The organism is Garicola koreensis, assembly GCF_014195445.1.
Taxonomy (GTDB): domain Bacteria; phylum Actinomycetota; class Actinomycetes; order Actinomycetales; family Micrococcaceae; genus Nesterenkonia; species Nesterenkonia koreensis.
The window spans coordinates 806,731-833,238 of sequence record NZ_JACIBT010000001.1 but is presented as its reverse complement, the minus strand read 5'-3'; the positions used below and the strand labels follow the sequence as shown (position 1 = coordinate 833,238).

The window sequence follows — 26,508 nt, the reverse complement described above, 5'->3', positions numbered from 1 at the left end:
GGTCTGCTGAGGATCAGCTGGTGTGCTCGGTGATGAATTCTGCGGCGCCCTCGAGGTCCTCCGGAGAGGTCAGCGCATACGAGGCGACGCCCTTGAGGCCTCGTTTGGCCAGTCCTACCAGGGTACCGCCGGGCATCAGCTCCAGGACGCCGGTGACGCCCATGGCGGACATCGATTCCATGCACTGGTCCCAGCGCACCGGAGAAGTCACCTGAGCGATGATGCGACGCAGCACCTCCGCGCCGGCGTCGACGGCGGTCCCGTCCCGGTTTGAGAGCAGGGTGACCTGCGGATCGGTGGGCTGGACTGCTTCGGCGGCCTCGGCCAGACTCTTCGCGGCCGGGGCCATGTAGTCGGTGTGGAAGGCTCCTGCGACCTTCAGCGCAATGACTCGGGTGCGCGCCGGCGGGTTCTCGGCCAGCTGCTCCAGCGCCTGTTGGGAGCCGGCGGCCACCACCTGACCGGGTGCGTTGACGTTGGCGGCCTTCAGCCCGGCCGCCTCGATGGCGGTGATCACCTCATCGGCCTTGCCGCCGAGCACCGCCGACATCCCAGTCGGAGCTGCGTGGGCGGCCTCAGCCATGGCCTGAGCGCGCACTGCGATCAGTTCCAGGGCCTGCTCATCGGTGAGCGCCCCAGCCAGGGCCGCCGCCGGAATCTCACCGACGGAGTGTCCGGAGACGAGGACCCGGTCACCCAGGGAGGCCAGCTGCTGGGCGGTCAGGCCCAGAGCGTGTGCGCTGAGCAGGCTGGCCGCAGCGATCAGCGGCTGGGCCACTGCAGTGTCGCGGATGGTGGCCTCATCAGATTCGGTGCCGTGGCGCAGCAGATCAGTGCCGGAGGCCTCGGAGAAGCCGGTCAGCAGATCACGGGCACTGGCGTCCTCCAACCACGGGGCGAGGAGGCCCGGGGTCTGGGAACCTTGTCCTGGACATACGATTGCTAGCACAGTCTCCACCTTCCCATCCTGGGGGCCGCTTCGTCCTGGACCGGGGCAACCACGTCAGCCCCGGGTGCGTTGTAGCTTTTCTACAACTCTTCTACAGTCTGCCCAGTGCCAGCGCCGTCTGCAGCACGTAGGCGTCCCGGGGCTCCATCGGGTCCCATCCGGTGACCTCAGTGACCCGCTTGAGCCGGTAGCGCACGGTGTTGGTGTGCACAAAGAGCTCCCGCGCTGTGGCCTCCAAGGAATGCCCGGCGTTGACGTAGGACTCCACGGTCTCCAGCAGAGAGTGCCCGGCCTGCTCAAGCAGCGCGTAGATTCCGGTGACCAAAAAGTGCTTCGCGTGCTGATCACCGGCCAGGGCACGTTCGGGCAGCAGATCCTCAGCGGCCACCGGCCTGGGCGCCCGGGGCCACGCATCAGCGGCGGAGAACCCGGCGAAGACTGACTGTGCGCAGCGCGAGGACTGGGCGATGGGCCCATCGTGGCTGCCGTAGACCAGCTGCCCGGCGCCGAAGTGCGGCATCACCCGGTCCAGGCCCTCGGCCAAGTCGGTGACCCCGCCCAGCAGCAGAATCAGCCGATCGCCCTGCACCCCGACGACGGCGTCGGTGGCGAAGCGTATGCATTGGCGGCGCAGGTGCGACATGAACACCGAGTCGGCCTGGTCCGGGGCGCCTCCGATCACCACCACGGTCCGGTCCTGGCTCTGCCAGCCCACAGCCGCGGCGCGGGAGGCAATCTGCTCGGTGGGCTCTGCGCGCAGCACTGCGTCCACCAGCAGCGCCTCCAGCCGCGAATCCCACGCTCCGCGGGACTCTGCGGCACGTGCGTAGACATCAGCAATCGCGAAGGCGACCTCGCGGGAGTAGCGCAGCACGGCCTCGCGCATCAGCTGCCGGTCATCAGCAGGCATCAGCCCGGGCAGCCGCTGCTCAACCGCCTCCACGATGGTGCGGATCAGCTGCAGGGCCCGCTGCAGCGAAATGGTGCGCATCAGGTCCGTCGGTGCGGGCCCCAGCAGCTCATTGACCAGCGGCAGGTTCCGCGAGGCGGGGTCCTGCAGCCAGTTGATCAGCCCCTGGATCCCGCGCTGCGAGATCAGCCGCAGCGAAGCCCGCTCCTCAGTGCCCAGCTGCTTGTACCAGGTGAGTCGCTCCTCCAGGTGCTGACCCACGGTGGTGGTCAGCGCCCCGGAGTTGCGCTGCAGCACTTTCAGGGCCTCATCGCTGACCTTCACCGCAGGCGGCAGCTTGCCCGAGTCGACGCTCATAGGGATCGAGCGTACTTTGTGCAGACCCTACAAACCAACGGGCTGCTCTGGTGGTGGGCTATTCGTCGTCGGCGGTGCCGGAGGTTCCTGCGTTGACGTTGGTGAGGTCGTACTTGGTGATGGCTTGGTCGGCCTCCTTCTCCTTGCCGAGCATCTGCAGGGCGCGCACGACCATGGAGTGGGCGTCGATGCGGAAGAGCCGGCGGGCTGCGGCCCGGGTGTCGGAGATGCCGTAGGTGTCGGCTCCCAGGGTGGCGAACTCGTTGGGCACGAATTGGCGGATCTGGTCAGGGATGGCCGACATGAAGTCGGTAGTGGCGATGATCGGGCCTTCGGCGCCCTGCAGCTGCTGGGTGACGAAGGGGACCTCGGGCTCGCGCTCGGGGTCGAGCATGGCTGACTGCTCCACGTCCAGCGCCTGGCGGCGCAGCTCGTTCCAGCTGGTCACACTCCACACATCAGCTGAGACGCCCCAGTCCTCTGCGAGGAGCTCCTGGGCCTCCAGGGCCCAGGGCACCGAAACCCCGGAGCCCAGCAGCTGGACCTTCTCCCCGTCGTGCTCGGAGGTGGAGAGCTTATAGATGCCGCGTTTGACACCCTCAACATCCAGGTGCTCTGGCTGGGCGGGGTGGGTGACAGGTTCGTTGTAGACGGTGATGTAGTACATCACGTTGTGATCACCGTCGTGGTCGCCGTACATCTCGTAGAGCCCGTTCTCCAGAATGTGGGCGATCTCGTAGCCGTAGGCGGGGTCGAAGGTCTTCACCGCGGGGTTGGTGGAGGCCAGCAGCGGCGAGTGCCCGTCCAGGTGTTGGAGTCCCTCACCCACCAGGGTGGTGCGTCCGGCGGTGGCGCCGATGATGAACCCGCGGGTCAGCTGGTCGGCTGCGGCCCAGAGGGAGTCGCCGGTGCGTTGGAACCCGAACATGGAGTAGAACACGTAGAAGGGGATGATGGGTTCGTTGTGGGTGGAGTAGCTGGTGCCTGCGGCGGTGAACGCGGCGACTGCGCCGGCTTCGTTGATGCCCGGGTGCAGCAGCTGCCCCTGGGCGGACTCCTTGTAGGCCAGCATCAGCTCACGGTCCACGGAGAGGTAGTTCTGACCGTGGGGGTTATAGATCTTCGCCGTGGGGAAGAAGGAGTCCATCCCGAAGGTGCGGGCCTCGTCGGGGACGATGGGCATGATGCGTTCGCCGATGCCCTTATGGCGCATCAGATCTTTGAGCTGACGCACAAACGCCATCGTGGTCGCGGCCTTCTGCTTGCCGGAGCCCTTCTTGGCCTGGGCGTAGGTCTTCTCCCCGGGAAGCTCCAGCGAGCTGACCCCGGCCGGGCGCTGGGGCAGGGCACCGCCGAGCTGCTTCTCCCGTTCGGCGATGTAGCGGATCTCCTCAGCGTCATCACCGGGGTGGTAGTAGGGCACGTCGTAGAGGTCGTTCTCCAGCTGCTCATCACTGACCGGGATGCGCAGCGTGTCACGGAAGCGCTTCAGGTCATCAACGGTGAGCTTCTTCATCTGGTGGGTCGCGTTGCGGCCCTCAAAGCTGGGACCCAGCCCGTAGCCCTTGATGGTCTGCGCCAGGATGACGGTGGGTTTGCCCTGGGTGGCCTGCGCGGCCTGATAGGCGGCGTAGACCTTCTGATAGTCGTGGCCGCCGCGCTTGAGCCCCCAGATCTGATCATCAGACATCTCAGCGACCATCTCTTTGGTCTTTGCTGAGCGGCCGAAGAAGTGCTCCCGGACAAACTCACCGGACTCGGCCTTATAGGTCTGATAGTCCCCGTCGAGGGTCTCGTTCATGATGCGCACCAGCTCGCCGTCGTCGTCGGCGTCCAGCAGCTCATCCCATTCCCGGCCCCACAGCACCTTGATCACGTTCCACCCGGCCCCGCGGAAGAAGGCCTCCAGCTCCTGGACGATCTTGCCGTTGCCGCGCACCGGCCCGTCCAAGCGCTGCAGGTTGCAGTTGATCACAAAGTGCAGGTTGTCCAGATTCTCATTGGCCGCCAGGTGCAGCAGCCCACGAGACTCCGGCTCATCCATCTCTCCGTCACCGAGGAAGGCCCACACGTTCTGATCCGAGGTGTCCTTGATGCCGCGGTTGTGCAGGTACCGGTTGAACTGGGCCTGATAGATCGCATTCATCGGCCCGATCCCCATCGACACGGTGGGGAACTGCCAGAAATCGGGCATCAGCCGCGGATGCGGGTACGAGCTCAGCCCATTGGGGGCCTTGGAGGCCTCCTGCCGGAACCCATTGAGCTGCTCCTCGGTCAGTCGGCCCTGCAGATACGCGCGGGCATAGTTGCCCGGTGAGGAGTGGCCCTGCCAGAAGATCTGGTCACCACCACCAGGATGATCAGCCCCACGGAAGAAGTGGTTGTATCCCACCTCATACAGCGTGGCCACCCCCGCATAGGAGGAGATGTGGCCGCCCACCCCGATGTCCTCACGCTGAGCACGATGAACCATCACCGCAGCGTTCCACCGCAGCAGACGCCGGTAGCGACGCTCCATCTCCTCGTCACCAGGGAACTCCGGCTCCTGATCCAAAGGAATGGTGTTCACATAGTCAGTGGTGGTCACCATCGGCACGCCGATCGACTTCGCCCCAGCACGCTGCAGCAGGGTGCGGATCATGTACTCCGCACGCTCAGTGCCGTGAAACTCCACCAACTGGTCGAAGGACTCCAACCACTCAGCAGTCTCCTCGGGATCAACGTCGGGCAACTGATCGACCAAACCACTACGAATGTGCGACGTCTCTTCACCAGCGCTCATGGGTAGGCACCTTTTCTCTCGGTCGTTCTGCGGCCCTGGGGTGGTGGGGCCTTCGAGGTCTTGGGTGAGCTCACAGCGGGCAGGATGTCCGCCCACCGGGGTCACAGAACGCAACTCTACCTGCTGCCTGTGGCGTTGCACTTACCGCCTGGGCCCGATTCCGCGTAACGTTGGCCATGTGGAACAGAAGTACGATGCCGCCACCAACGTGGTCGACGACACCAGCCTTCTCGACGAGCTCGGGCTCAAGCCCGACACCCTGATTCAGGAGATCGGACTCGATGACGACGTCGATGATGACCTCCGCGACGTTCTGGAGGAGCACCTTGATGAGCCGCTGATCGATGAGGACGAGCAGGAAGTGGTCGACGTTGCCCTGCTGTGGTTCCGCGACGGCGACGATGATCTCACCGACGCCCTGATGGACGCCCTCACCACGCTCGACGAGGGCGGAGTGGTGTGGCTGATGACACCGCGCTCCGGCCGTGACGGATACGTGCCGCCGGTGGAGATCCAGGATGCGGCCCCCAACGCGGGGATGCACGTGACCTCCTCCGCTGGGGTGAGCGCCAACTGGGCCGCCACCCGGCTGGTCCAGCGCAAAGCCTGAGCACCGGGGGAGAGAATCGGTGGCTGAGTACCCAGCGCGCGGGGCCGAAGCCGTCAGCCCAGACCCGGCCCGCCCAACTCTGGGCAGCACTCAGCCGGCGCCCCCTGGGACCGGTGCCGCGGCCCCAGGCTTCACGCTGCGCAATCAGCACGGTGAGAGTGTGGAGCTGGCCGCCGCTGCCGGGGCACCTGTGCTGCTGATGTTCTACCCCTTCGCCTTCAGCCGGGTCTGTGGATCCGAGCTGCGCGAGGTGCACCGGCGCTGGGCGGAGTTCCAGCGCACCGGTGCCTCAGTGCTGGCGATCAGCTGCGACGCGGTGCACACCCTGCGGGCCTATGCCGATGAGCTGGTCAACAGCCTCGAGGCCGCCGGGCGGGGGTCGGATCAGACTGGCGTGAGTCAGACTGATGGGGGCCCGCAGCTGCTCAGTGACTTCTGGCCCCACGGCGCAGCGGCACAGCAGTACGGGGTGCTCAATCCGCACACCGGGGCACCGCAGCGGGTCAGCTTTCTGCTCGACGGCGGTCTGCGGGTCCAGCATCAGATCGCCTCGCAGAACAACGAGGCGCGCAGCGTGGATCAGACCCTGCAGCTGCTGCGCACGCTGTGAGGATGTCCCGCTGTGGCGGCTGCCTGCCCGCGCAAGTACCGGACGTTTCAGTATGTGGGACGGGCTCGGTGCGACTGACCATTTCGCCTCGGTGATGAAAGACTCTGCCATGTGGATTCTGTGGACCGCGCCATCCTGGAGGCGCTGACGCACAACGCGCGCATATCCAACGCGGCGTTGGCCAAGCACGTGGGGCTCACCCCCGGGCCGTGCCTGCGGCGAGTCCAAAAACTGGAGGCCGACGGGGTGATCCTCGGCTACACGGCCCAGATCAGCCCCGAAGCAATGGGCCGCAGCTTCGAAGTCGGTGTCTCCATCGAGCTCAATCAGCTCGACCACAACAGCGTCCCGGAGTTCGAGCAGACCGTAGAGGCCTTCGACGAGGTCCGGGAGCTGTACCGGCTCTTCGGCACCCCCGACTATTTCGCCCGAGTAGCGGTGGCCGACCTGACCGCCTATGAGCGCTTCCTCACCACTCGGCTGCTGACCATTCCCGGAGTCACCGTGACCCACTCTGCCTTCCCCATGAAGGTCATCAAGTCTCCGCGCGCCGGTGTGGACACTGACGCCATCGATTCGTGAGACCCAGCCGCTGCGCCGCTATACAGTGGACATGATGCCGACGCGCGCGCCGAGTCAGCTTCTGCTGCTGGCCACAGTGCTGATGGTCACCATCAATCTGCGCCCGGCGATCACTGTGGTCGGTCCGCTGGTCGAGACCATCGGCGCCGACACCGCCCTGAGCCCCACGCTGCTGGGTCTGCTGGGCGCGATCCCGGTGATCGCCTTCGCCCTGGTCTCACCGAGCGTGCACCTGCTCAGTGGACGCTTCGGCCTGGAGCCCACTATCTTGGGCGCCCTGCTGCTGCTGGCGGCCGGCACGCTGCTGCGTGCGGCACCGCAGAACCCGCTGCTGAGCACCGAAGCCGCGCTCTTTCTGGGGACCGTGGTGCTGGCGGCCGCCATCGGGGTGGGCAACGTGCTGGTGCCGGCAGTGGTCAAACGCGACTTCCCGGACCGGGTGCCGCTGATGACCGGGGTCTACACCGCCACCATGGTGGGGGCCGCGGCCGGATTCTCGGCGGCGGCGGTGCCGCTGGCCGAGCTCTTCGACTGGGGCCCAGCTCTGGGCGCACCTGCGGTGATGGCGCTGCTGGGAGCAGCCGCCTGGACCCTGCGCATGGGGAAGGTCCCGCATCGACCGACGACGACGGCGACGACGGATCCGAGCCACGGTGCCGCGCCGGCAACCATCATCGGCCAACCCCTGGCGTGGCAGGTCACCATATTCTTCGGGCTCCAGTCCTCGCTGTTCTTTGTGCTGCTGACCTGGTTCCCGGCCGTGCAGACAGCACAGGGGGTGGGGGAGAGCCAGGCCGGCTACTGGCTGGCCGTGTTCCAGGCCGTGGGAGTCCTCAGCAGCCTGATCGTCGGCCACATCATGCAGCGCACCCGAGACCAGCGCGGGATTGCCACCGTGATCACCAGCTTCATGATCATCGGACTGCTGGGCATGATCCAGCTGCCGCAGCTGATGCCGGTGTGGGCGCTGTCCAGCGGCATCGCCTCCGGTGCACTGCTGATGCTGGGGCTGAGCTTCATCTCCCTGCGTGCCGCGACCCCCACCCAGGTGGGCAAGCTCTCCGGCATGGTGCAGGGCTTCGGGTATCTGCTGGCGGCCGGGGGCCCGGTCATGGCCGGAACGCTGTACGAGGCCACCGGCACCTGGACCCCGGTGCTGTGGGTCTGCATCGGGCTCAGCGGCGCTCTGCTGGTCGCCGGTCTCTTCGCCGGGCGCAGCGTCCAGCTGCACCGTTAGGATGTGATCATGGCACCGCGCGGCAGAAGCACTCAGAGCACCGGTTCAGCATCGGCGAGCACCTTCCGCACCGCGGAGCCAGCCTCGCTGATGCTGCTGAAAGGCTCCGAGCACTATCTGGCCACCCGAGCGCTGGACCGGATCAAGACTGCGCTGAAGGCCCAGCACCCCGATCTCGAGTACACCCGCCTGGACGCCTCCGAGGCGGGGCCGGGAGAGCTGACCAGACTGACCTCACCGTCACTGTTCGGTGAGCCGCGGCTCATCCTGGTCGAGGATCTCGCGCAGATGAACGACACCTTCCTAGCCGATGCCCTGCGCTACCTGGAAGAGCCCGACGACGAGGACGTGACCCTCATCCTGCGCCACAGCGGCGGCAACCGCGGCAAAAAGCTGCTGGACGCGCTGGGCAGACGAGCAGTGGTCATCGACTGCTCCCCGGTGAAGTCCGACGCCGATAAGCTCGACTTTCTGCGCCAGGAGTTCCGCGCGGCCCACCGCACCATCCACCCCGATGCGGCCCGGGCGCTGGTCGCCGCGGCCGGCAGCAGCCTCTCCGACCTGGGCGGGGCCGGCCAACAGCTGATGCGAGATGTCGAAGGCGAGATCACCGCCGACCACGTGGACCAGTACTTCGGCGGCCGGGTGGAGGCCAGCGCGTTCAAGGTGGCCGGGGCCGCATTCGACGGCCGTGCCGAGGCCGCAGCCAGGCTCTACCGCCACGCTCTGGCCACCGGGGTCTCCCCAGTGGCGATCACCGCCGCACTGGCCCGGCTGGGCCGGCAGATCGCCGCACTGGTGGACCACCGCGGCTCCCAGGGCCAATTGGCCTCCGCCCTGCAGCTTCCGCCCTGGCAGCTGAAGCAGGCCGCCGAGACCGCCCGGCGCTGGACTCCCACCCGGGCAGCCGACGCCGTGGAGGCAGTCGCCCAGGCAGATGCCGAGGTCAAAGGCGTCTCCCGCACACCGGAGTACGCGGTGGAGAAAGCCATTGCGACCATCGCCTCAGGAGTATGAGGTGTGGTCTGCTAAGATTGGAAGCTAGTGTCTAGGATCCGCGCAGTCGGGTCATGCACTGCCTGACGACGGCACAATCAGCCTCGCCTGCTCATGGGCCCTCTCCCTGAGGAGCAGACGGCGGATCGCCATGGTGCCCCACACCACTGAAAACTTCGGTCGTCGTCGTGCCGTGAAGAGCACACCAGGCAGTGCAGGTCATCACAGAGCAGACGTAAGGAATAACACGTGGCAAACATCAAGTCCCAGAAGAAGCGCAACCTCACCAACGAGAAGCGTCGCCTGCGCAACCAGGCGGTGAAGTCCGACGTGAAGACTGCGGTGAAGAAGGTCCGCGCCGCGGCATCCAACGGTGACAAGGACGCTGCGGTCAAGGCCCAGCGCTCCGCGGCCCGCAAGCTGGACAAGGCTGCCTCCAAGGGAGTCATCCACCGCAACCAGGCCGCCAACCGCAAGTCGGGCATCGCCAAGGTGGTCGACGCGCTCTGAGGTCAGTTGCCGGTGCCCGCTGAGGCGGCCGGAGGTAAACTTCAGGGAAGGTCCCGTACGATCTGATCGTGCGGGACCTTCCCTCTATATGATGGACTGACCCCGACGCGAAGGATGGATTGAACACGTGAGTCCCCAGGCAAGCACTCCGCTGGTGCCCGCCAAGACCGATCCTGAGATGATCCGCAACTTCTGCATCATCGCGCACATCGACCACGGCAAATCCACCCTCGCTGACCGCATGCTCCAGCTCACCGGCGTGGTGCAGCCCAGGCAGATGAAGGCCCAGTACCTGGACCGGATGGACATCGAGCGTGAGCGCGGCATCACCATCAAATCCCAGGCGGTGCGCATGCCCTGGGAGCACGCGGAGGACACCTACGCCTTCCACATGATCGACACTCCCGGCCACGTCGACTTCAGCTACGAAGTCTCCCGCTCGCTGGACGCCTGCGAAGGTGCGCTGCTGCTGGTCGACGCAGCCCAGGGCATCGAAGCCCAGACCCTGGCCAACCTGTATTTGGCCATGGAGCACGACCTGGTGATCATTCCGGTGCTCAACAAGATCGACCTGCCGGCGGCGATGCCGGACAAGTACGCCGCAGAGATCGCCGGGCTCATCGGCTGCGAGCCCGAAGAGGTGCTGCGGGTCTCCGGCAAGACCGGAGAAGGTGTTGAAGAGCTGCTGGACCGCATCGTCGAAGAGGTCCCCGCCCCCGAGGGCGACGCTGAGGCCCCGGCACGAGCGATGATCTTCGACTCCGTCTACGACACCTACCGCGGTGTGGTCACCTTCGTCCGCGTCGTCGACGGGTCCCTCGGTCACCGCGAGAAGATCAGAATGATGTCCACCGGTGCGACCCACGAGCTGCTGGAGATCGGAGTCTCCCAGCCCGAACCGAAGCCCACCCAGGGCTTGGGCATCGGCGAGGTCGGGTACCTGATCACCGGGGTGAAGGATGTGCGCCAGTCCAAGGTCGGTGACACAGTCACCTCCCAGGCCCGGCCGGCTGACGAGCTCATCCGCGGCTACCAGGAGCCCCGCCCCATGGTGTTCTCCGGGCTGTTCCCCATCGACGGCAGCGAATTCCCGGTGCTGCGCGAGGCGCTGGAGAAGCTGCAGCTCAACGACGCCGCACTGAACTTTGAGCCGGAGACCTCCACCGCGCTGGGCTTCGGCTTCCGCGTCGGGTTTCTGGGGCTGCTGCACCTGGAGATCACCCGTGAACGGCTGGAGCAGGAGTACAACCTGGAACTGATCTCCACCGCCCCCAACGTGGTCTACGAGGTCACCGACGAGTCCGGCGAAACCCACCAGGTGACCAACCCCTCGGAGTTCCCCGAGGGCAAGATCGCCGACATCCGTGAACCGATCGTCGATGCCACCGTCATTGTGCCGGCAGAGTTCATCGGCCCGGTGATGGAACTGTGCCAAAGCCGTCGCGGCGCCATGCAGGGCATGGACTACCTCTCCGAGGAGCGGGTGGAGATTCGCTACAGCATGCCGCTGGCAGAGATCGTGTTCGACTTCTTCGACAACCTGAAGTCACGCACTAAGGGCTACGCCTCCCTGAACTGGCAGGGCACCGGGGAGCAGAGCGCGGACCTGGTGAAGGTCGACATCCTGCTGCAGGGCGACAAGGTGGACGCGTTCAGCGCCATCACCCACCGCGACCAGGCCTATGACTACGGGGTGAAGATGGCCTCGAAGCTGAAGGACCTCATTCCGCGCCAGCAGTTCGAGGTGCCCGTCCAAGCCGCCATCGGCAGCCGCATCATTGCCCGGGAGAACATTCGCGCCATCCGCAAAGACGTCCTCTCCAAGTGCTACGGCGGCGATATCAGCCGCAAGCGCAAACTGTTGGAGAAGCAGAAGGAAGGCAAGAAGCGGATGAAGATGGTCGGCACCGTCGAAGTGCCCCAGGAAGCATTCATCACTGCGCTGAGCTCCGAGAGCGGGTCCAAAGAGAAGGCGAAGAAGTAGCCCAGACGATGCCCGCTCCGCTTCCCATCGGTGACCCCGTCCCCGCCGACGGCTCCTTCCCGCCGCCGGTGCGGGACGCCCTGGCCTCCCGGGCCGAGAAGCCCTTCGGCCTCTACGTCCACATCCCCTTCTGCTCAGTGCGGTGCGGCTACTGCGACTTCAACACCTACACCGCAGAGGATCTGGGCCCCGGCGCCTCCCGGGACTCCTACCCGGACACGCTGATCCGCGAACTGGAGTTTGCCGCCTCCGCCCTGCAGGCCGCCGGAGCACCGCAGCGGAAGCTGCGCACCATCTTCTTCGGCGGCGGCACCCCGACCCTGCTGCCGGCCGAGGACCTCGCACGCATCCTGCAGCGGGCACGGGACCTGTTCGGCGTCGAGGAGAATGCCGAAATCACCACTGAGGCCAACCCGGACACCGTCACCGACGAATCCGCCCAGACCCTGGCCGAGGCCGGCTTCACCCGGGTGAGTCTGGGCATGCAGTCCGCCGTGCCCGAGGTGCTGCGCGTCCTGGACCGCACTCATAATCCGGACAACGTCCCCGCAGCCCACCAGGCGGCCCGGGACGCCGGGCTGCAGACCTCACTGGACCTGATCTACGGCACCCCGGGGGAGTCCCTCCAAGACTGGCGGACCAGCCTGCAGGCCGCGATCGAGCTGCGCCCGGACCACATATCGGCGTACTCGCTGATCATCGAAGAGGGCACCGCCATGGCGGCAAAGATCCGGCGCGGCCAGCTGGCCGACATCGACTCCGATGATCAGGCCGATAAGTACCTGCTCACCGATGAGCTGCTGGTCGAGGCCGGATACCACTGGTACGAAGTCTCCAACTACTCCACCGGGGAGTCGACCCGGTCCCAGCACAACCTCAACTACTGGTTGGACTCCGACTGGTGGGGCGCCGGCCCCGGGGCGCACTCGCACCTGGCCGGGCTGCGCTGGTGGAACGCCAAGCACCCGGCCGCCTACGCCCAACGGATGCACCAGGGCGTCTCGGCCGGTCAGGGCCGGGAGCTGCTCGATGACCAGGCCATCGTCCTGGAGCACCTGATGCTGCGGCTGCGCATTGCTGAGGGCCTGGACATCGCAGAGTTCAACGGGCTTGCTGCGCTGCTGCGAGGCGGTGGTGAGCCGATCACCGCAGCCACGCTGGAGACGCTGGTCGCCGAGGGGCTGATCGAAGCCGATGCCGCCGCGGCGTCGTCGTCCTGGCCCCAGGGCAGGGCCGTGCTGACCGTGAAGGGCAGACTCTTGGCAGACGCGGTGACCCGCAGCCTGGTGGAGTGAGTGTTCCGGGTGCCTACTGGAGCAGGCGCAGATTGAGCCGGTAGCGGTAGGGACGGCCCTTATTGCACTCCGAGCCGCCGATCAGCCCGGAGATGGCCATGAACGCCCAGACGAACACGCCGCCCAGACCAGCCACGGGTGCGATCGCGGGAATGAAAGCCAGCCCGTAGAACACCAGCACGATCAGGGTCAGCGGAAGCGTGAAGTTCAGCGCCTCCTTGGACTCCTGGGTGGTGAAGGGACCGCGGTCGCGATAGACGAAGTAGATCACCAGGGCCGGCAGGCAGCCGGCCACTGCCCCGAAGTGCGACAGCGTGGCCCACCGGGTGTCCTCCTGGCGGGTCAGCATGGGGGCAGGTCCTTCTGAGCCCCGCAGCCGCTGGGACGGGCTGGGGCGAGTTCCACGGTGTGCGGAATGCTGCCGATCATGCCGGTTGCTCACAGGGTGGGCTGTCCTTTCGGGGTCGTCGGGGCACTGTGAGGTGGGAGTAGTGCCTCGTATGCGCAGATTCTACGGGCAGAGGCTTAAAGAAGTCTGGCTCAGCGCTCAGGCGTGTCTGCGCCTGTGCGAAAGATCACGAGTCGCCGACGGTGACAAAGTCGATCAGCTCCTCGACCCGGCCCAGCAGACTGGGCTCCAGGTCCGCGTAGCTGCGCACCCGGGACAGGATCTGCTTCCACCCGTGGGCGATGTCTCGCTGATCGGCGTGCGGCCAGCCCAGGGCGGCCAGGGTGCCGACCTTGATGTCGGTCCCGCGCGGAATATGCGGCCAGGAGTCCAGGCCCACCCGCTGCGGCTGGACGGCCTGCCACACATCCACATAGGGGTGCCCCAGGATCAGCAGGTTCCCCCGGGCGCCGGGCAGCCTCATGGCCTGCTCGGCAATTCGCGACTCTTTGGACCCGGGAACCAGGTGATCCAGCAGGACGCCGAGCCGACGGTGTGGTCCCGGGCTGAAGTCGGTGACGGCGGCTGCCAGGTCGTCGGCACCGTGCAGCGGCTCCACCACGATGCCCTCCAGGCGCAGGTCCTCGCCCCAGACCTTCTCGACCAGCTCGGCGTCGTGGGTGCCCTCCACCCAGATGCGTGAGGCCCGGGCCGTGCGGGTCCCAGCTCCGCTGACCGCGAAGGATCCCGAGGCGGTGCGCTGCGGGCCGCTGGGTCGCTTGGTGCGTGTGGGAGCAGTCAGCTCCACCGACTCACCCTCGATGAGGAAGCCGAAGCCCAGCGGAAAGCTGCGCACCCGCCCACGGCGGTCCTCCAGCCGGACCACCTTCACCCCGGCGGCGGCCTCGACGCCGAGGACGGCACCCACCCAGCCGGATTCGCGCTCCTCGACGACCGTGCCCACAGCGGCCTCGGCCTGCGGCACCTGCTTGAGGCTGCGGCGTCGTCGTTCCGAGAGGTTCTGGGCTCCCCAGGAGTCCCAGTCAGTGGGGAAGTTCATCAAGTATGGGAGCCTAGCAAGGTCGCAGCCCAGATACGCGCGGGAAACACTGGCTTAGCTATAATTGGCAGTCACGCATTGCGAGTGCTAATCAGTGTGCAGATCTATAGGAAATGCGGATGAGAGGAGGCGAGACCATGTCAGACACCCGACGGCTCCACGTGCTGCGCGCCATCGTGGAGGACTACGTCCACACCCGGGAACCGGTAGGCTCCAAAGCCCTGGTGGACCGGCACCACCTGCAGGTCTCGCCGGCGACCATCCGCAACGACATGGCCCACCTGGAGGACGAGGGGCTCATCGTGGCTCCGCACACCTCCGCCGGGCGCATCCCCACCGACCAGGGCTACCGGCTGTTCGTCGACCGGATCACCGAGGTCAGGCCGCTCTCAGCAGCCGAGCGGCGCGCCGTGGACATTCTCGCCGAGGCCGCAGACGACTACGACACGATGATGGAGCAGACCGTGCGGCTGCTGGCGATGCTCACCAACCAGGTCGCCGTCATTCAGCATCCGCAGCACTCCTCAGCCAAGATCCGCCACATCGACGTGATCCAGATGACCCCGCAGAAGGCGCTGACCATCGTGATCCTCTCCTCCGGACGAGTGGAGCAGCGCATGACCACCCTGGCCGAACCGGTGGACGAGGAGGGCCTGCACCTGATCGGCCAGCGACTCTCCGAGCACCTGCACCAGCGCTCGGCCGCAGCCCTGCCGCTGCCGCTGGATGACCTTATCGGGGCCGTGGAGCCCAGCCTGCAGCCAGCCATGGCAGTGATCGCCCATGCCGTGGAGACGATCCTGGAGTCTGGGCGCGTGGATCGCATCATCATGGCCGGTACTGCTAACCTCGCCAAGTCAGGTGGTGACCTGGGGCCCTCGATCGCGCCGATTCTCGAAGCACTGGAGGAGCAGGTGGTGCTGCTGCGGCTGCTGCACGAAATGCAGCAGGACCGCCGCGGACTCTCCATCCGCATCGGTCAGGAGACCTCACACGCTTCGCTGGCAGAGACCGCAGTCGTCGCCGCAGAATACGCTCCGAGCGAAGTCGGCGGGGACGGGGCCAAGCTCGGCGTGGTGGGTCCGACCCGAATGGACTACGGTTCTACAATGTCGGCGGTCCGCGCCATGGCACGGTATTTGTCCCGCATACTTTCTGAAGGATAAGAATTGACTGATCACTACGAGGCACTGGGTGTAGACCGCAGCGCATCGACGGAGCAGATCAAGAAGGCCTACCGCAAGAAGGCCCGCAAGCTCCACCCCGATGTCAACGAGGCCGAGGACGCCGAAGAGCAGTTCAAGGCGCTGGGCCGAGCCTATGAGGTGCTCTCTGACCCGCAGAAGCGGCAGAACTACGACGCCACCGGAGACCCCGACGGCCGGGCTGCCGGCGGGTTCGGCGGAGCCTCCGGATTCGGCGGGTTCAGCGACATCTTCGAGACGTTCTTCGGCGGCGGCGGTGCCGGCGGCGGCCCCGCCTCACGCACCCGCCGGGGCCAGGACTCGCTGCTGCGGGTGCGCATCGACCTGCGCGACGCCGTCTTCGGCACCACCAAGGAGCTGGAGATCGAAACCGCGGTCACCTGCTCAGTGTGCGACGGTTCCTGCAAACGGCCCGGCACCTCCTCGAGCACCTGCCCCGACTGCCACGGCCACGGCCAGATCCAGCGCCCCATGCGCTCCATCCTGGGAACGGTCATCCAGACCCAGACCTGCGCCCGCTGCTCTGGATTCGGCGACATCATCGAAGACCCCTGCCAGGAGTGTGACGGCCAGGGCCGGGTGCGCGAACAGAAGAACCTCAAATTCAAGATCGACGCCGGCATCGACCGCGGCAACCGGATCCGGCTGCCCGGTGAGGGTGAGGCCGGACTCGGCGGAGGCCCCCCAGGGGACCTGTTCATCGAAGTCGATGTGAAGCCCCACGAGGTGTTCACCCGCCGCGGCGACGACCTGCACGCCGCGGTGACCGTGCCGATGACTGCGGCCGCACTGGGCACCACCATCAGCATGGACACCTTTGACGGCGACGAGCAGCTCGAGGTCAAATCCGGCACCCAGTCGGGGGAGACGATCACCCTGCGCGGCAAGGGCGTCGCCCACCTGCGCGGCACCGGACGCGGCGACCTCAAGGTTCACCTGAAGGTGGAGACGCCCGGCCAGCTCTCCGAGAAGCAGAAGGATCTGCTGCGGCAGCTCGCTGAGGAGCGCGAGGAGGAGCCGGGAGAATCCACCACCGAGTCCAAGGGAATGTTCAGCAGGCTGCGTGAGGCCTGGGAGTCGATCTGAATCCCCCCGACGCCTAGGTCACCATGACTGCTCCGCTGTTCCACCTGGCGCCCGGACGGCTCGACGCCGCTGAGCCAGGTTCGACCATCATGCTGGACGGGGCCGAGGGCCACCATGCGGCCACAGTGATGCGGCTGGGCTCCGGCGAAGCGGTCCAGCTCTCCGACACCCGCAGCAGACGGGCCGAGGGCGTCGTCGTCGCAGTGGAGACCGGCCAGCTGCAGGTGCAGATCGTTGCGGTGAGCACCGAGGAGCCGCCGCTGCCGCACCTGGTGCTGGTTCAGGCCCTGGCCAAAGACAGACGCGACCTGCAGGCGGTGGAATCAGCCACCGAACTGGGGGTCGAGGCAGTGATTCCGTGGCAGGCCGAACGGTCGGTGGCCCGGTGGAAGCCCGGCCGCGAGGCGAAGAAGCACGCCGAATGGGTCAACACCGTCACCACCGCGGCCAAACAGACCCGCCGCACCGCGATCCCTGAGGTCCGCCCGCTGCACAGCACCGCCCAGTACGTGCAGGCGCAAGGCGAGAAGGGGCGGGGCGAGAAGGGGCAGCGGGTCGGCGTCGTCGTGCTGCACGAGGCCGAAAAGATCTCGCTGCAGACTGTGCTGCAGGAGCTCGGTGTGCTGCAGGACTTCGGCGCACCGCAGGGGCAGCGGCCGCTGGATGAGCTGCACCTGGTGATCGGCCCCGAGGGCGGGATCAGCGACCGGGAGCTGCAGCTGCTGACTGCCGCCTGTGCCCGCACCGCCCGGCTGGGGCACCATGTGCTGCGCAGCTCCAGCGCCGGACCGGCCGCCATCGCCGCGACCCAGCTGCTGCTGGGCCGGTGGGACTGGTGAATCGTGGCGCTTCTGCCTGACCGTGAAGCTGGAGGTCGACGATCCGGCAGAAGCACTGCGGAAAGTGGAGAAGGCCGGGCACCGATGGCTCAATGGCGGCTTGGACGTAGAATGGAAGCACCCGTAGACCGACCAAGTGAGGCACCTGATTACCGAGACTGCCACGACGACCCCCACTGAGCGCGAGGTTCACTTCGCCGACCCCGAGACCATGTTCCGGACCCTGGGCATCCAGGACCTGGCGCTGCGCATCCTGGTGGGCCTGTATCCGGAGGCCGACATCGGACTGCGCGACCAGCAGATCACCGTCACCGGACCGGCCCAGGACGCCGCCCAGATCGTGGAGATCCTCACCCAGCTGAAGACGCTGGCCGCCTCCGGCACCACCGCCAGCGAAGAGATCATCGAACAGATCTCCACGATGGTCCGCGCCCAGGAGGCACCCAGCAGCGCACGCATGGTGGCCACCAACATCCTCTCCCACCGGGGGCGGGCCATCCGGCCCAAGACCATCAACCAGCAAGACTATGTGGACGCCATCGACGAGTCCACTGTGCTCTTCGGAATCGGCCCGGCCGGCACCGGCAAAACCTACTTGGCCATGGCCAAGGCCGTGCAGGCGCTGCAGGCCAAAGAGGTCAACCGGATCATTCTCACCCGCCCCGCCGTGGAGGCCGGGGAGAACCTGGGCTATCTGCCGGGCTCGCTGAACGAAAAGATCGACCCCTACCTGCGTCCGCTCTATGACGCGCTGCACGACATGCTGGAGCCGGAGTCGATCCCGCAGCTGATGGCCTCCGGCACCATCGAAGTGGCCCCGCTGGCCTATATGCGCGGCAGGACCCTGAACGACTCCTTCATCATCCTGGATGAGGCGCAGAACACCACTGCCGAGCAGATGAAGATGTTCCTGACCCGACTGGGATTCAACTCCAAGATCGTAGTCACCGGAGACATCACCCAGATCGACCTGCCCCGCGGCACCGACTCCGGGCTGCGCACCGTGTTGGAGATCCTCGAGGGCGTCGAGGACATCTCCATCTCCCGATTCGGCTCCGAGGACGTGGTCCGCCACGAACTGGTCGGACGCATCGTCGACGCCTATGAGCGGCACAACAATGCCCAACGCGGCGCGTCCTCGCATCGGGGCGGTCAGCGCCGCGGCGACCGCTTCCAACGACCGCCGTCCCAACGCTCAGCCACCCAGCGGAGCTCCTCCCCGCAGAGATCCACCTCCGAACCCTCCGAGCAGGAGGAGTCGTGACGCTCTCCCTGGACGACTCCAGCGACAGTCGGCTCATCACCGTAGAGCACCTGGCTGAGCTCACCGACCTGACCGCCTTCCTCTACGCCGAGCTTGGGCTTGGTGCAGAGGTGGAACTGGCCATCACCCTGGTGGACGAGGCCGAGATGGAAGAGCTGCACCTGGAATGGATGGCTCTGCCCGGGGCCACCGACGTGATGAGCTTCCCCATGGATGAGCTCACCCCCGGCAGCCCCCACGACCCGGTGGAGGCCGGGGTGTTGGGCGACGTCGTGCTGTGCCCGGCAGTGGCGCAGGCTCAGGCGACGGCCGCCGGCCACCCGCTGATCGATGAACTCTGCCTGCTGAGCACCCACGGGGTGCTGCACCTGCTGGGCTACGACCATCACGAGGCCGCACCCCGCACCGAAATGTTCACCCTGCAGAAGCGACTGCTGGAAGAGTTCCTCGGCCACGAAGCCCCAGTGCCGACTGAAACCGAGCTCACTGAAACCGAGGCTGCCGAAACCGAGCTCACGGAAACCGAGCCTCCTCAGACCCAGCCCCGGGGTGAGCGATGACCATCACGCTGCTGATCAGCGCTGCGGCGGCCGCTGCGGCGCTGGCCTTCCTGCTCGCCACAGCGGAGGCGGCCTTTCTGCGCCTGACCCGCAAAGAGGCCGAAGAGATCGCCGAGAAGCACGGCTCTCGTGCCGTAGAGATGATCCTCGCCCAGCCGAACCCGCACACCCTGGCCCTGCAGATGTGGCGCTGGGCGCTGACCACTGTGGCACTGGTGCTGATCACCCTGACGGCGATCCTGATCATCGGGGACCTGGAGCTGGGCGCGCTCACCGCCGGCATCGCCCTGGCCGCGGCCGGGCTCATCAGCGCCGTCGCCTCACCGCGGACGATCGGACGCGCCTACCACCTTCCCATCGCCTCGGCCACCGCCCGCATGGTGCGCGGCCTGCGCCTGGCCCTGGGGCCGCTGCCGGTCTGGCTGGCCGGGGTGGGCCGCAGAATTCTCCCGGGAACTGCCGGGGACCAAGGGTTCTTCGACGACGACGAGCTGCTGAACTACATCACCCGGGCCAACGAATCAGACGTGATCGAAGACAACGAAGCAGAGCTGATCGAATCGGTCCTCGACCTCTCCAGCACCCGGGTGCGGGCCGTGATGGTTCCACGCACCGATATGGTCACTGTTGACGCCGAAGCGAACCTGGACGAGGCAATGACCCTGTTCCTGGGGTCCGGACACTCCCGTATGCCGGTGACCCGCGGCTCCGCCGATGACATCACCGGCATGGTCTACCTCAAGGACGTCGCCAATCTGGAGCACATGCTGCAGCTGGGCCGAGCCCCGGACGCGTTCGCCGACCGCGACGCCGCATCCATCAGCGTCGACGAGCTGCAGCGCGACGTCCGCTATGTGCCCGAGTCCAAGTCAGTCGGCGAGTTCCTCTCTGAGCTGCAGCGCGAATCGACCCACGTCGCCGTCGTCGTCGACGAGTACGGCGGCACCGCAGGGCTGGTGACCATGGAGGACCTCATCGAGGAGCTGGTCGGTGACATCGTTGACGAATACGACCAAGAGGTCGAAGAGGTGGAGGATCTGGGGGACGGACGACGCCGGCTCTCAGCCCGGATGAGCGTGAACGACTTCGCCGACGTCTACGACCTGGACCTCGACGACGAAGAGGACGTCAACACCGTCGGCGGGCTGCTGGCCAAGCACCTGGGACGCGTTCCCATCGCCGGCTCCGAAGTGGAGATCGACGGTGTGGTGCTGCACGCAGACCGGCTCGCCGGCCGCCGCAACCGGGTCTCCCATGTGCTGAGCTGGGAGTCCGAGGACCGCCGCGGGGCCCGCGGGGGAGTGGGCACCGACAGCGAGGACGAGGTGCTGCGTCTGGAGCACGCCGAGTCCGCGGCTGCCGACACCCCTGCCCGAACAGCTGCCCCGACGGCAGCGCATCCCCGAACGGGTCCCCTACAGAAGGTGAAACAATGAGCAGCGACCGCTCTATGCTGATCGGCGACCTCCCGGAGTTCCCCGAATACGACGAGAACTACCGGGCGGGGTTCGCCAGCTTCGTGGGCCGGCCCAACGCAGGCAAGTCGACGCTGACCAATGCCCTGGTGGGCGAGAAGGTGGCCATCACCTCCTCAAAGCCGCAGACCACCCGGCACACCATCCGCGGGATCGTCCACCGTGACCACGCTCAGCTGGTGCTGGTGGACACTCCCGGCCTGCACCGGCCGCGCACACTGCTGGGCTCACGGCTCAACGACCTGGTGATTGACACACTCAGCGAGGTCGACGTCGTCGGGTTCTGCCTGCCGGCTGACGAGAAGATCGGCCCCGGCGATAAGTTCATCGCCGCCCAGCTGAGGAAGGTGCCGCACCAGCCGGTGGTGGCGCTGGTGACCAAGGTGGACAAGGTGGCCAGGGACCAGCTGCCCGAGCACCTGGTGGCGGTGGATCAGCTCGGTCGTGAGCACCTGGCCGGCGAAGGCAAGCAGGCCGAGGGATTCAGCGCGATCATCCCGGTCTCCGCCGTGGAGGGCGATCAGGTGGATGTGGTCGCTGAGGAGCTGACGGCGATGATGCCGCCCTCTCCGCCGCTCTACCCGACCGGGGAGCTCAGCGACGAGCCGGAGACGATGATGATCGCCGAGCTGATCCGCGAAGCCGCCCTGGAGGATGTGCGCGACGAGCTGCCGCACTCCATCGCAGTGACCGTGGAGGAGATGATTCCGCGTGAGGACCGTCCGCAGGAGAAACCGCTGCTGGATGTCCACGCCACGATCCATGTGGAGCGCAACTCGCAGAAGGCCATCATCATCGGCCGCGGCGGCTCGCGGCTGAAGCAGATCGGCAGCCACGCCCGGACCGGCATCAAGAAGCTGCTCGGAACCCCGGTGTACCTGGACCTGCACGTCAAAGTCACCAAAGAGTGGCAGCGCGACCCCAAGAAGCTCAACCGGCTGGGCTTCTGACCCGGGCCGACGCGTCCCGGAGCCGAAGGTGAAACCAGAGGCGCTCCGTGTTAGCGTGATTACGTGCAGACCATTCACAGCGCACTACGACTACAGCTTCTCCGCCGCAGCGGGGAAGAGTGCGTGCGCGTGTAGGTCACTGCGGACAAACTTCCCGGTCGAATCCCCGCTGCGGAGTCTCCGGCGCTGCTTGGCAGCTGCCCCACCTCGGCCCCGCGGACATTCTTACGCCACGAATCGAAGGAAGTTTTATGCGCCAGCTGCAGAAGCCCTCTGACATGCCGTTCCGCCGGTACACCCCGTTTGAGGATCAGATCACCACTGACCTGCCGGACCGCACCTGGCCGGAGAAGATCATCAAGGACGCCCCACGCTGGTGCGCGGTCGATCTGCGGGACGGCAACCAGGCGCTGATCGACCCGATGAGCCCCGAGCGCAAGCACCGCATGTTCGACCTGCTGGTGGGTATGGGCTACAAGGAGATCGAGGTCGGGTTTCCCTCCGCCTCCCAGACCGACTACGACTTCGTGCGCCAACTCATCGAGCAGGACAAGATCCCCGACGACGTCTACATCCAGGTGCTCACCCAGGCCCGCGAACACCTCATCGAACGGACCTTTGAGGCGCTGGAGGGCGCCCCGCGTGCCATCGTCCACCTCTACAACTCCACCTCCGTGGTCCAGCGTGAAGTGGTGTTCAAGCAGGACAAGGCCGGCATCATCGACATCGCCACCAGCGGCGCCCGGCTGTGCAAGAAGTTCGAGGAGCAGCTGCTGGCCACCTCCTCGGTCGAGACTGAGATCGTCTACCAGTACAGCCCAGAGTCCTTCACCGGCACCGAGCTGGACTTCGCAGCCCACATCTCCAGCGAAGTGGTTGATGTGCTCGGAGCCACCCCGGAACGCCCAGTGATCGTGAACCTGCCGGCAACGGTGGAGATGGCCACCCCCAATGTCTACGCCGACTCCATCGAGTGGATGCACCGCAATCTGCGCCACCGCGAGTCGATCATCCTCTCGCTGCACCCGCACAACGACCGCGGCACCGGTGTCGCCGCCGCCGAGCTGGGCTATATGGCCGGCGCCGACCGGATCGAAGGATGCCTCTTCGGCAACGGTGAGCGCACCGGAAACGTCGACCTGATCACTCTGGGGATGAACCTGTTCAGCCAGGGCGTGGACCCGCAGATCGACTTCCGCAGCATGGACGAGATTCGCCGCACCGTCGAATTCTGCAACCAGATGCCGGTGCCGGAGCGCTCCCCCTACGGCGGGGACCTGGTCTTCACCGCGTTCTCCGGATCCCACCAGGACGCGATCAACAAGGGCTTCGACCACATGGACGCCCGAGCTGAGGCCGAAGGCCTGCCGCGCGAGGAGATCACCTGGGCGGTGCCCTACCTGCCGATCGACCCCAAAGACATCGGACGCAGCTACGAGGCCGTCATCCGCGTCAACTCCCAGTCCGGCAAGGGAGGCGTCGCCTACGTGCTGAAGGCCGAGCGCGGCCTCGAGCTTCCCCGGCGGGCGCAGATCGAGTTTTCCGGGGTCATCCAGCGCCGGGCGGACGACGGCGGCGGCGAAGTCACCGCCGATCAGATCTGGGAGACCTTCCAGGATGAGTACCTGCCCTCCGACGAGGGCGACCAGCAGTGGGGCCACTACCGGCTGGGCGAGGTGAAAACCTCATCCACCGCCGCCGGGGAGTTCTCCATGGACGTGGACCTGCGCACCGACGGGGCCCAGCGCCAGCTGCGCGGTGAGGGCAACGGCCCCATCGACTCACTGCTGCGGATCCTGGCCAGTGACGGTGTCGACGTGCGTCTGCTGGACTACACCGAACACGCCATGAGCACCGGCGGCGACGCCCAGGCCGCCAGCTTTGTGGAGCTGGCCATCGGTGAACGCGTGCTCTGGGGCGTGGGAATCGACTACAACACCACGCTGGCCTCGCTGCAGGCGGTGATCTCCGCGGTCAACCGCGCCCTTCGCGACGGATAGCCTCCCGGCGGACTATTCTGGCAGCGCAGCGGCCCGGCCCCGGCGTCGTGCCGGTCAATCAGTGAGGGAGGCGAAGCAGCATGGCGGCAAGTAACTTCGCCTCCCGCAGCTACCGTGATCTGGGCATCGTGCTGCGCACCCAGAAGCTGGGTGAAGCCGATCGGATCATCACCGTGCTCACTGCCTTCCACGGTCTGGTGCGTGCCGTGGCCAAGGGGGTCCGCCGCACACAGTCCAAGTTCGGGGCCACACTGGAGCCTTTCATGGTCGCTGATGTGCAGTTCGTCCACGGACGCAGCCTGGACATCATCACCCAGGCCGTCGGTCGCAGCAGCTACGGCACCATGATCGCCGCCGACTACGAGAAGTACACCGCCGCCTCCGCCATGGCAGAGACCGCCGAACGACTCACTGACACCCAAGACGGCTCCGACACTCGGCAGTTCGACCTGCTGCACGGGGGACTCTCGGCTCTAGCCCGCGGAGTCCACACTCCGGACCTGGTGCTCAGCTCGTACCTGCTGCGCTCGATGGGCTCTGCCGGGTGGGCGGTGACCTGGTCCGTCTGCGTCTGTTGCGGCGCCGGCGGGGCCCACCTGGGGTTCCACCCCGGCTCCGGCGGTCCAGTCTGCGGCGACTGCCGCCCGCCCGGCACCCGAACCATCAGCGCGGGCACCGCAGAACTGCTGCACGCCCTGCAGCACGGCCAGTGGGATCAGGCCGCCAGGTCCTCCGCGGACCTGCGCCACGAGGCGGTGGCAGTGGCCACCGACTACGCCCAACATCACCTGGAGCGCCGCCTGACCTCGCTGCGGCTGGCACAATAAACCCATGCCCGCACCCGCATCCAGAAACCCTGCGACATCCAGAAAGTCTGCGACGTCGAAGAATTCTGCGCCGTACCAGGACCCTTGGCCCCACCCGGAGGGAGCGGTGCCGCCGGCCCTTCCTGCGGAGCTGATTCCCGCCCATATCGCCGTGGTCATGGACGGCAACGGTCGGTGGGCCAATCAGCGGGGACTGCCGCGCACTGAGGGCCACCGCGCCGGTGAGCACTCCCTGATGGAAGTCATGGCCGGTGCGATCGAGTCCGGGGTCAAGCATGTCAGCGTCTACGGCTTCAGCACTGAGAACTGGAAGCGCTCCCCCGACGAGGTGCGCTTCATCATGAGCTACTCACGCGAGGTGCTGCGCCGCCAGCGCGACGTCCTGCACTCCTGGGGTGTGCGGATCCGGTGGAACGGCCGGCGCCCCAAACTCTGGCGCTCGGTCATCAAGGAGCTGCAGTCCGCCGAGGAACTGACCCGCAGCAATACCCGAGCCACCCTGACCATGTGCGTCAACTACGGCGGCCGAGCGGAGATCGCCGATGCGGTGCGGGTGATCGCCGAGAAGGCCGCCCGCGGAGAGATCGATCCGTCACGCATCCGCGAATCCACCCTCGCGGCGCACCTTCAGCAGCCGGACCTGCCCGACGTCGACCTCTTCCTGAGATCCTCCGGCGAGCAGCGGATCAGCAACTTTCTGCTGTGGCAGTCCGCCTACGCGGAGATGGTCTTCCTGGACACCCTCTGGCCCGACGTGGACCGCACCACCCTCTGGGAAGCCATCGAAATCTACGCCAAGCGGGACCGACGATACGGCGGTGCCGTGGACCGATTCGGCCCCGAAGGCTGAGCGGGGAGCCAGCGCCGCAGGCGGAGAAGCTAGGGCGCGTAGCCCCGCAGCCAGCGCGCAGTTTCGGCGTAGGCGGTGCGCCGCACCTGCTCGCCGGAGGCGAAGACATCATGCATCGCCGAGGGCAGCCGCACCACGGTGACCCGGCGACCCAGGCGCACTGCGCGGCGAGCCAGCAGCTCCACGTCGAGCACACTGTCCTTCACCTGGTGCTCCGGAGTCCACTGGGCGCGGTAGACCGTGGCGGTGGAGAGCAGCACCAGCACCGGCACCTCCATATCCAGGCCCTCGTAGATCCTGCGGTGGCCGGCGAAGACGGCCTTCAGCCAGCCGACCGTCATGCGGAACGACTTTCGCGGCCGCCACAGCGGGTGCAGCCGCCACTCGCCGTGGGCTTCGTCTGAGAGCGACTCCCAATAGGTCTCCAGTCGGGGGACCCGCAATGTGGCGGTGGGGTTGACTGCGCCCAAAGGGGTCACGATGCCCTCTGCCGCCGCCCGAGCCAGGGCGTCGCCGGGAAGCTCCAGCCACGGAGAGTTCAGCACCAGGGCACTGAGGCGGTGCGGGTTGCGCTCGGCCCACAGTGCGGCCACCAGCCCCCCGGTGGAGTGGGCGCTGATGATCGGTGCAGGCGACTGCGGATTCTCCTCCGCCATGATCGCCAGGGCCGCGGCGATCTCGGTGTCGTACTGCTGCAGGCTCTCAATATGGCCGGGCGTCTGGTGCTGGCGCAGGCTGCGCCCATATTTGCGAAGATCCAGCGCGTAGAACCGGTGCCCGCCGGCGGCCCACCGTTGGGCGGTGGGCAGATTGTAGAAATAGTCCGACCACCCGTGAAGCTGCAGCACCGGCGCCGACGGCTGCTGGTCCGGCTGGTCATCCGGCCGCGCGGAAGGCTGCTGGTCCAAACGCACCAGAGTGGCGGAGACCGGGCCTTCGAAATCTTCTCCCAGCGGCAGCGTCATGCGCGAGCAGCCCGGCAGATAGTCCTGGACCCATTGGCCGGGGGCAGAGTCCTTCATGTGCTCGGTGCTCAGCTGCTCCCACCACCGCCGCTCCCCCCACGGCTGCTCCCGCCGTGTGCCCTGCGGCGCCGGTTCCGCCTCCTCGCCCTGCGGGGCACGAAAAGATGGCGACGTCGTCATGGCTCCAGTGTAGGGATGCTCCCTGACGCAGCCGCTG

23 protein-coding genes and 1 pseudogene are annotated in these 26,508 nt (G+C 66.8%); 18 read left to right on the top strand and 6 right to left on the bottom strand.

What is annotated here, in order from left to right; all coding sequences use genetic code 11:
• Window positions 1-13 precede the first annotated feature (13 nt).
• From FHX47_RS03880 to aceE, 3 genes are all read right to left on the bottom strand, one after another.
• Window positions 14-949, bottom strand: coding sequence for an acyltransferase domain-containing protein (locus tag FHX47_RS03880; RefSeq protein WP_183357532.1), 936 nt, complete (start codon window positions 947-949; stop codon window positions 14-16).
• Window positions 950-1,040: 91 nt separating this feature from the next.
• The gene (locus FHX47_RS03875) at window positions 1,041-2,216 is read right to left on the bottom strand and encodes a PucR family transcriptional regulator (protein WP_183357531.1); all 1,176 of its coding nucleotides are present in this window, start codon (window positions 2,214-2,216) and stop codon (window positions 1,041-1,043) included.
• Window positions 2,217-2,274: 58 nt separating this feature from the next.
• Complete coding sequence (gene aceE, locus FHX47_RS03870) at window positions 2,275-4,998, bottom strand: pyruvate dehydrogenase (acetyl-transferring), homodimeric type (protein WP_183357530.1); 2,724 nt, start codon at window positions 4,996-4,998, stop codon at window positions 2,275-2,277.
• 178 nt (window positions 4,999-5,176) lie between these two features.
• Here aceE and FHX47_RS03865 point away from each other — a divergent pair, with 178 nt between their 5' ends.
• From FHX47_RS03865 to hemW, 8 genes are all read left to right on the top strand, one after another.
• Complete coding sequence (locus FHX47_RS03865; RefSeq protein ID WP_343064291.1) at window positions 5,177-5,608, top strand: DUF3052 domain-containing protein; 432 nt, start codon at window positions 5,177-5,179, stop codon at window positions 5,606-5,608.
• Window positions 5,609-5,627: 19 nt separating this feature from the next.
• Window positions 5,628-6,218 (top strand): redoxin domain-containing protein, encoded by a 591-nt coding sequence (locus FHX47_RS03860; RefSeq protein WP_221205969.1) that lies wholly within the window; start codon window positions 5,628-5,630, stop codon window positions 6,216-6,218.
• A 111-nt stretch (window positions 6,219-6,329) separates the two neighbouring features.
• A complete protein-coding gene (locus FHX47_RS11060) occupies window positions 6,330-6,800 on the top strand; it encodes an Lrp/AsnC ligand binding domain-containing protein (protein WP_183357528.1) in 471 nt (156 codons plus the stop codon).
• Window positions 6,801-6,831: 31 nt separating this feature from the next.
• Window positions 6,832-8,037: an MFS transporter gene (locus tag FHX47_RS03850; RefSeq protein WP_221205968.1), complete on the top strand. Its 1,206-nt coding sequence runs from the start codon at window positions 6,832-6,834 to the stop codon at window positions 8,035-8,037.
• Between the two features lie 9 nt (window positions 8,038-8,046).
• On the top strand, window positions 8,047-9,054 hold the full coding sequence (holA, locus tag FHX47_RS03845) for a DNA polymerase III subunit delta (protein ID WP_183357526.1): 1,008 nt from the start codon (window positions 8,047-8,049) through the stop codon (window positions 9,052-9,054).
• 228 nt (window positions 9,055-9,282) lie between these two features.
• Window positions 9,283-9,543, top strand: a complete 261-nt coding sequence (rpsT, locus tag FHX47_RS03840; protein ID WP_183357525.1) for a 30S ribosomal protein S20 — start codon at window positions 9,283-9,285, stop codon at window positions 9,541-9,543.
• Window positions 9,544-9,670: 127 nt separating this feature from the next.
• Window positions 9,671-11,527 carry a translation elongation factor 4 gene (lepA, locus tag FHX47_RS03835; RefSeq protein WP_183357524.1) on the top strand — a complete coding sequence of 619 codons (1,857 nt, stop codon included), beginning with the start codon at window positions 9,671-9,673 and terminating at the stop codon, window positions 11,525-11,527.
• 8 nt (window positions 11,528-11,535) lie between these two features.
• Window positions 11,536-12,822, top strand: coding sequence for a radical SAM family heme chaperone HemW (gene hemW / locus FHX47_RS03830; protein ID WP_183357523.1), 1,287 nt, complete (start codon window positions 11,536-11,538; stop codon window positions 12,820-12,822).
• 13 nt (window positions 12,823-12,835) lie between these two features.
• On the opposite strand, the gene FHX47_RS03825 is transcribed toward hemW, so the two are convergent.
• Both FHX47_RS03825 and FHX47_RS03820 read right to left on the bottom strand, forming a co-directional pair.
• Window positions 12,836-13,171, bottom strand: a complete 336-nt coding sequence (locus FHX47_RS03825; protein WP_183357522.1) for a DUF4870 domain-containing protein — start codon at window positions 13,169-13,171, stop codon at window positions 12,836-12,838.
• Window positions 13,172-13,397: 226 nt separating this feature from the next.
• Window positions 13,398-14,270, bottom strand: a complete 873-nt coding sequence (locus FHX47_RS03820) for a DUF3097 domain-containing protein (protein ID WP_183357521.1) — start codon at window positions 14,268-14,270, stop codon at window positions 13,398-13,400.
• Between the two features lie 137 nt (window positions 14,271-14,407).
• Here FHX47_RS03820 and hrcA point away from each other — a divergent pair, with 137 nt between their 5' ends.
• The 10 genes and pseudogenes from hrcA to FHX47_RS03770 all read left to right on the top strand — a co-directional run bounded on the left by hrcA (window position 14,408) and on the right by FHX47_RS03770 (window position 25,326).
• On the top strand, window positions 14,408-15,436 hold the full coding sequence (hrcA, locus tag FHX47_RS03815; RefSeq protein WP_183357520.1) for a heat-inducible transcriptional repressor HrcA: 1,029 nt from the start codon (window positions 14,408-14,410) through the stop codon (window positions 15,434-15,436).
• A gap of 3 nt (window positions 15,437-15,439) precedes the next feature.
• Window positions 15,440-16,561 (top strand): molecular chaperone DnaJ, encoded by a 1,122-nt coding sequence (gene dnaJ, locus FHX47_RS03810; protein ID WP_183357519.1) that lies wholly within the window; start codon window positions 15,440-15,442, stop codon window positions 16,559-16,561.
• A 23-nt stretch (window positions 16,562-16,584) separates the two neighbouring features.
• The gene (locus tag FHX47_RS03805) at window positions 16,585-17,400 is read left to right on the top strand and encodes a 16S rRNA (uracil(1498)-N(3))-methyltransferase (protein WP_183357518.1); all 816 of its coding nucleotides are present in this window, start codon (window positions 16,585-16,587) and stop codon (window positions 17,398-17,400) included.
• A 211-nt stretch (window positions 17,401-17,611) separates the two neighbouring features.
• Entirely contained in the window at window positions 17,612-18,664 is a 1,053-nt protein-coding gene (locus FHX47_RS03800; RefSeq protein ID WP_183357854.1) for a PhoH family protein, read from the top strand.
• 8 nt (window positions 18,665-18,672) lie between these two features.
• Window positions 18,673-19,137 (top strand): annotated as a pseudogene (gene ybeY / locus FHX47_RS03795) (rRNA maturation RNase YbeY); the annotation flags it as partial.
• A gap of 83 nt (window positions 19,138-19,220) precedes the next feature.
• On the top strand, window positions 19,221-20,660 hold the full coding sequence (locus FHX47_RS03790; protein WP_183357517.1) for a hemolysin family protein: 1,440 nt from the start codon (window positions 19,221-19,223) through the stop codon (window positions 20,658-20,660).
• A gap of 14 nt (window positions 20,661-20,674) precedes the next feature.
• Window positions 20,675-21,649, top strand: coding sequence for a GTPase Era (gene era, locus FHX47_RS03785; RefSeq protein ID WP_183357852.1), 975 nt, complete (start codon window positions 20,675-20,677; stop codon window positions 21,647-21,649).
• A gap of 251 nt (window positions 21,650-21,900) precedes the next feature.
• Entirely contained in the window at window positions 21,901-23,649 is a 1,749-nt protein-coding gene (gene leuA / locus FHX47_RS03780; protein ID WP_183357516.1) for a 2-isopropylmalate synthase, read from the top strand.
• Between the two features lie 80 nt (window positions 23,650-23,729).
• Window positions 23,730-24,476: a DNA repair protein RecO gene (recO, locus tag FHX47_RS03775; protein ID WP_183357515.1), complete on the top strand. Its 747-nt coding sequence runs from the start codon at window positions 23,730-23,732 to the stop codon at window positions 24,474-24,476.
• 4 nt (window positions 24,477-24,480) lie between these two features.
• Window positions 24,481-25,326 (top strand): isoprenyl transferase, encoded by an 846-nt coding sequence (locus FHX47_RS03770; RefSeq protein WP_183357514.1) that lies wholly within the window; start codon window positions 24,481-24,483, stop codon window positions 25,324-25,326.
• A 29-nt stretch (window positions 25,327-25,355) separates the two neighbouring features.
• Here FHX47_RS03770 and FHX47_RS03765 read toward each other — a convergent pair whose 3' ends face one another.
• Window positions 25,356-26,471: an alpha/beta hydrolase gene (locus FHX47_RS03765; protein ID WP_183357513.1), complete on the bottom strand. Its 1,116-nt coding sequence runs from the start codon at window positions 26,469-26,471 to the stop codon at window positions 25,356-25,358.
• Window positions 26,472-26,508 lie beyond the last annotated feature (37 nt).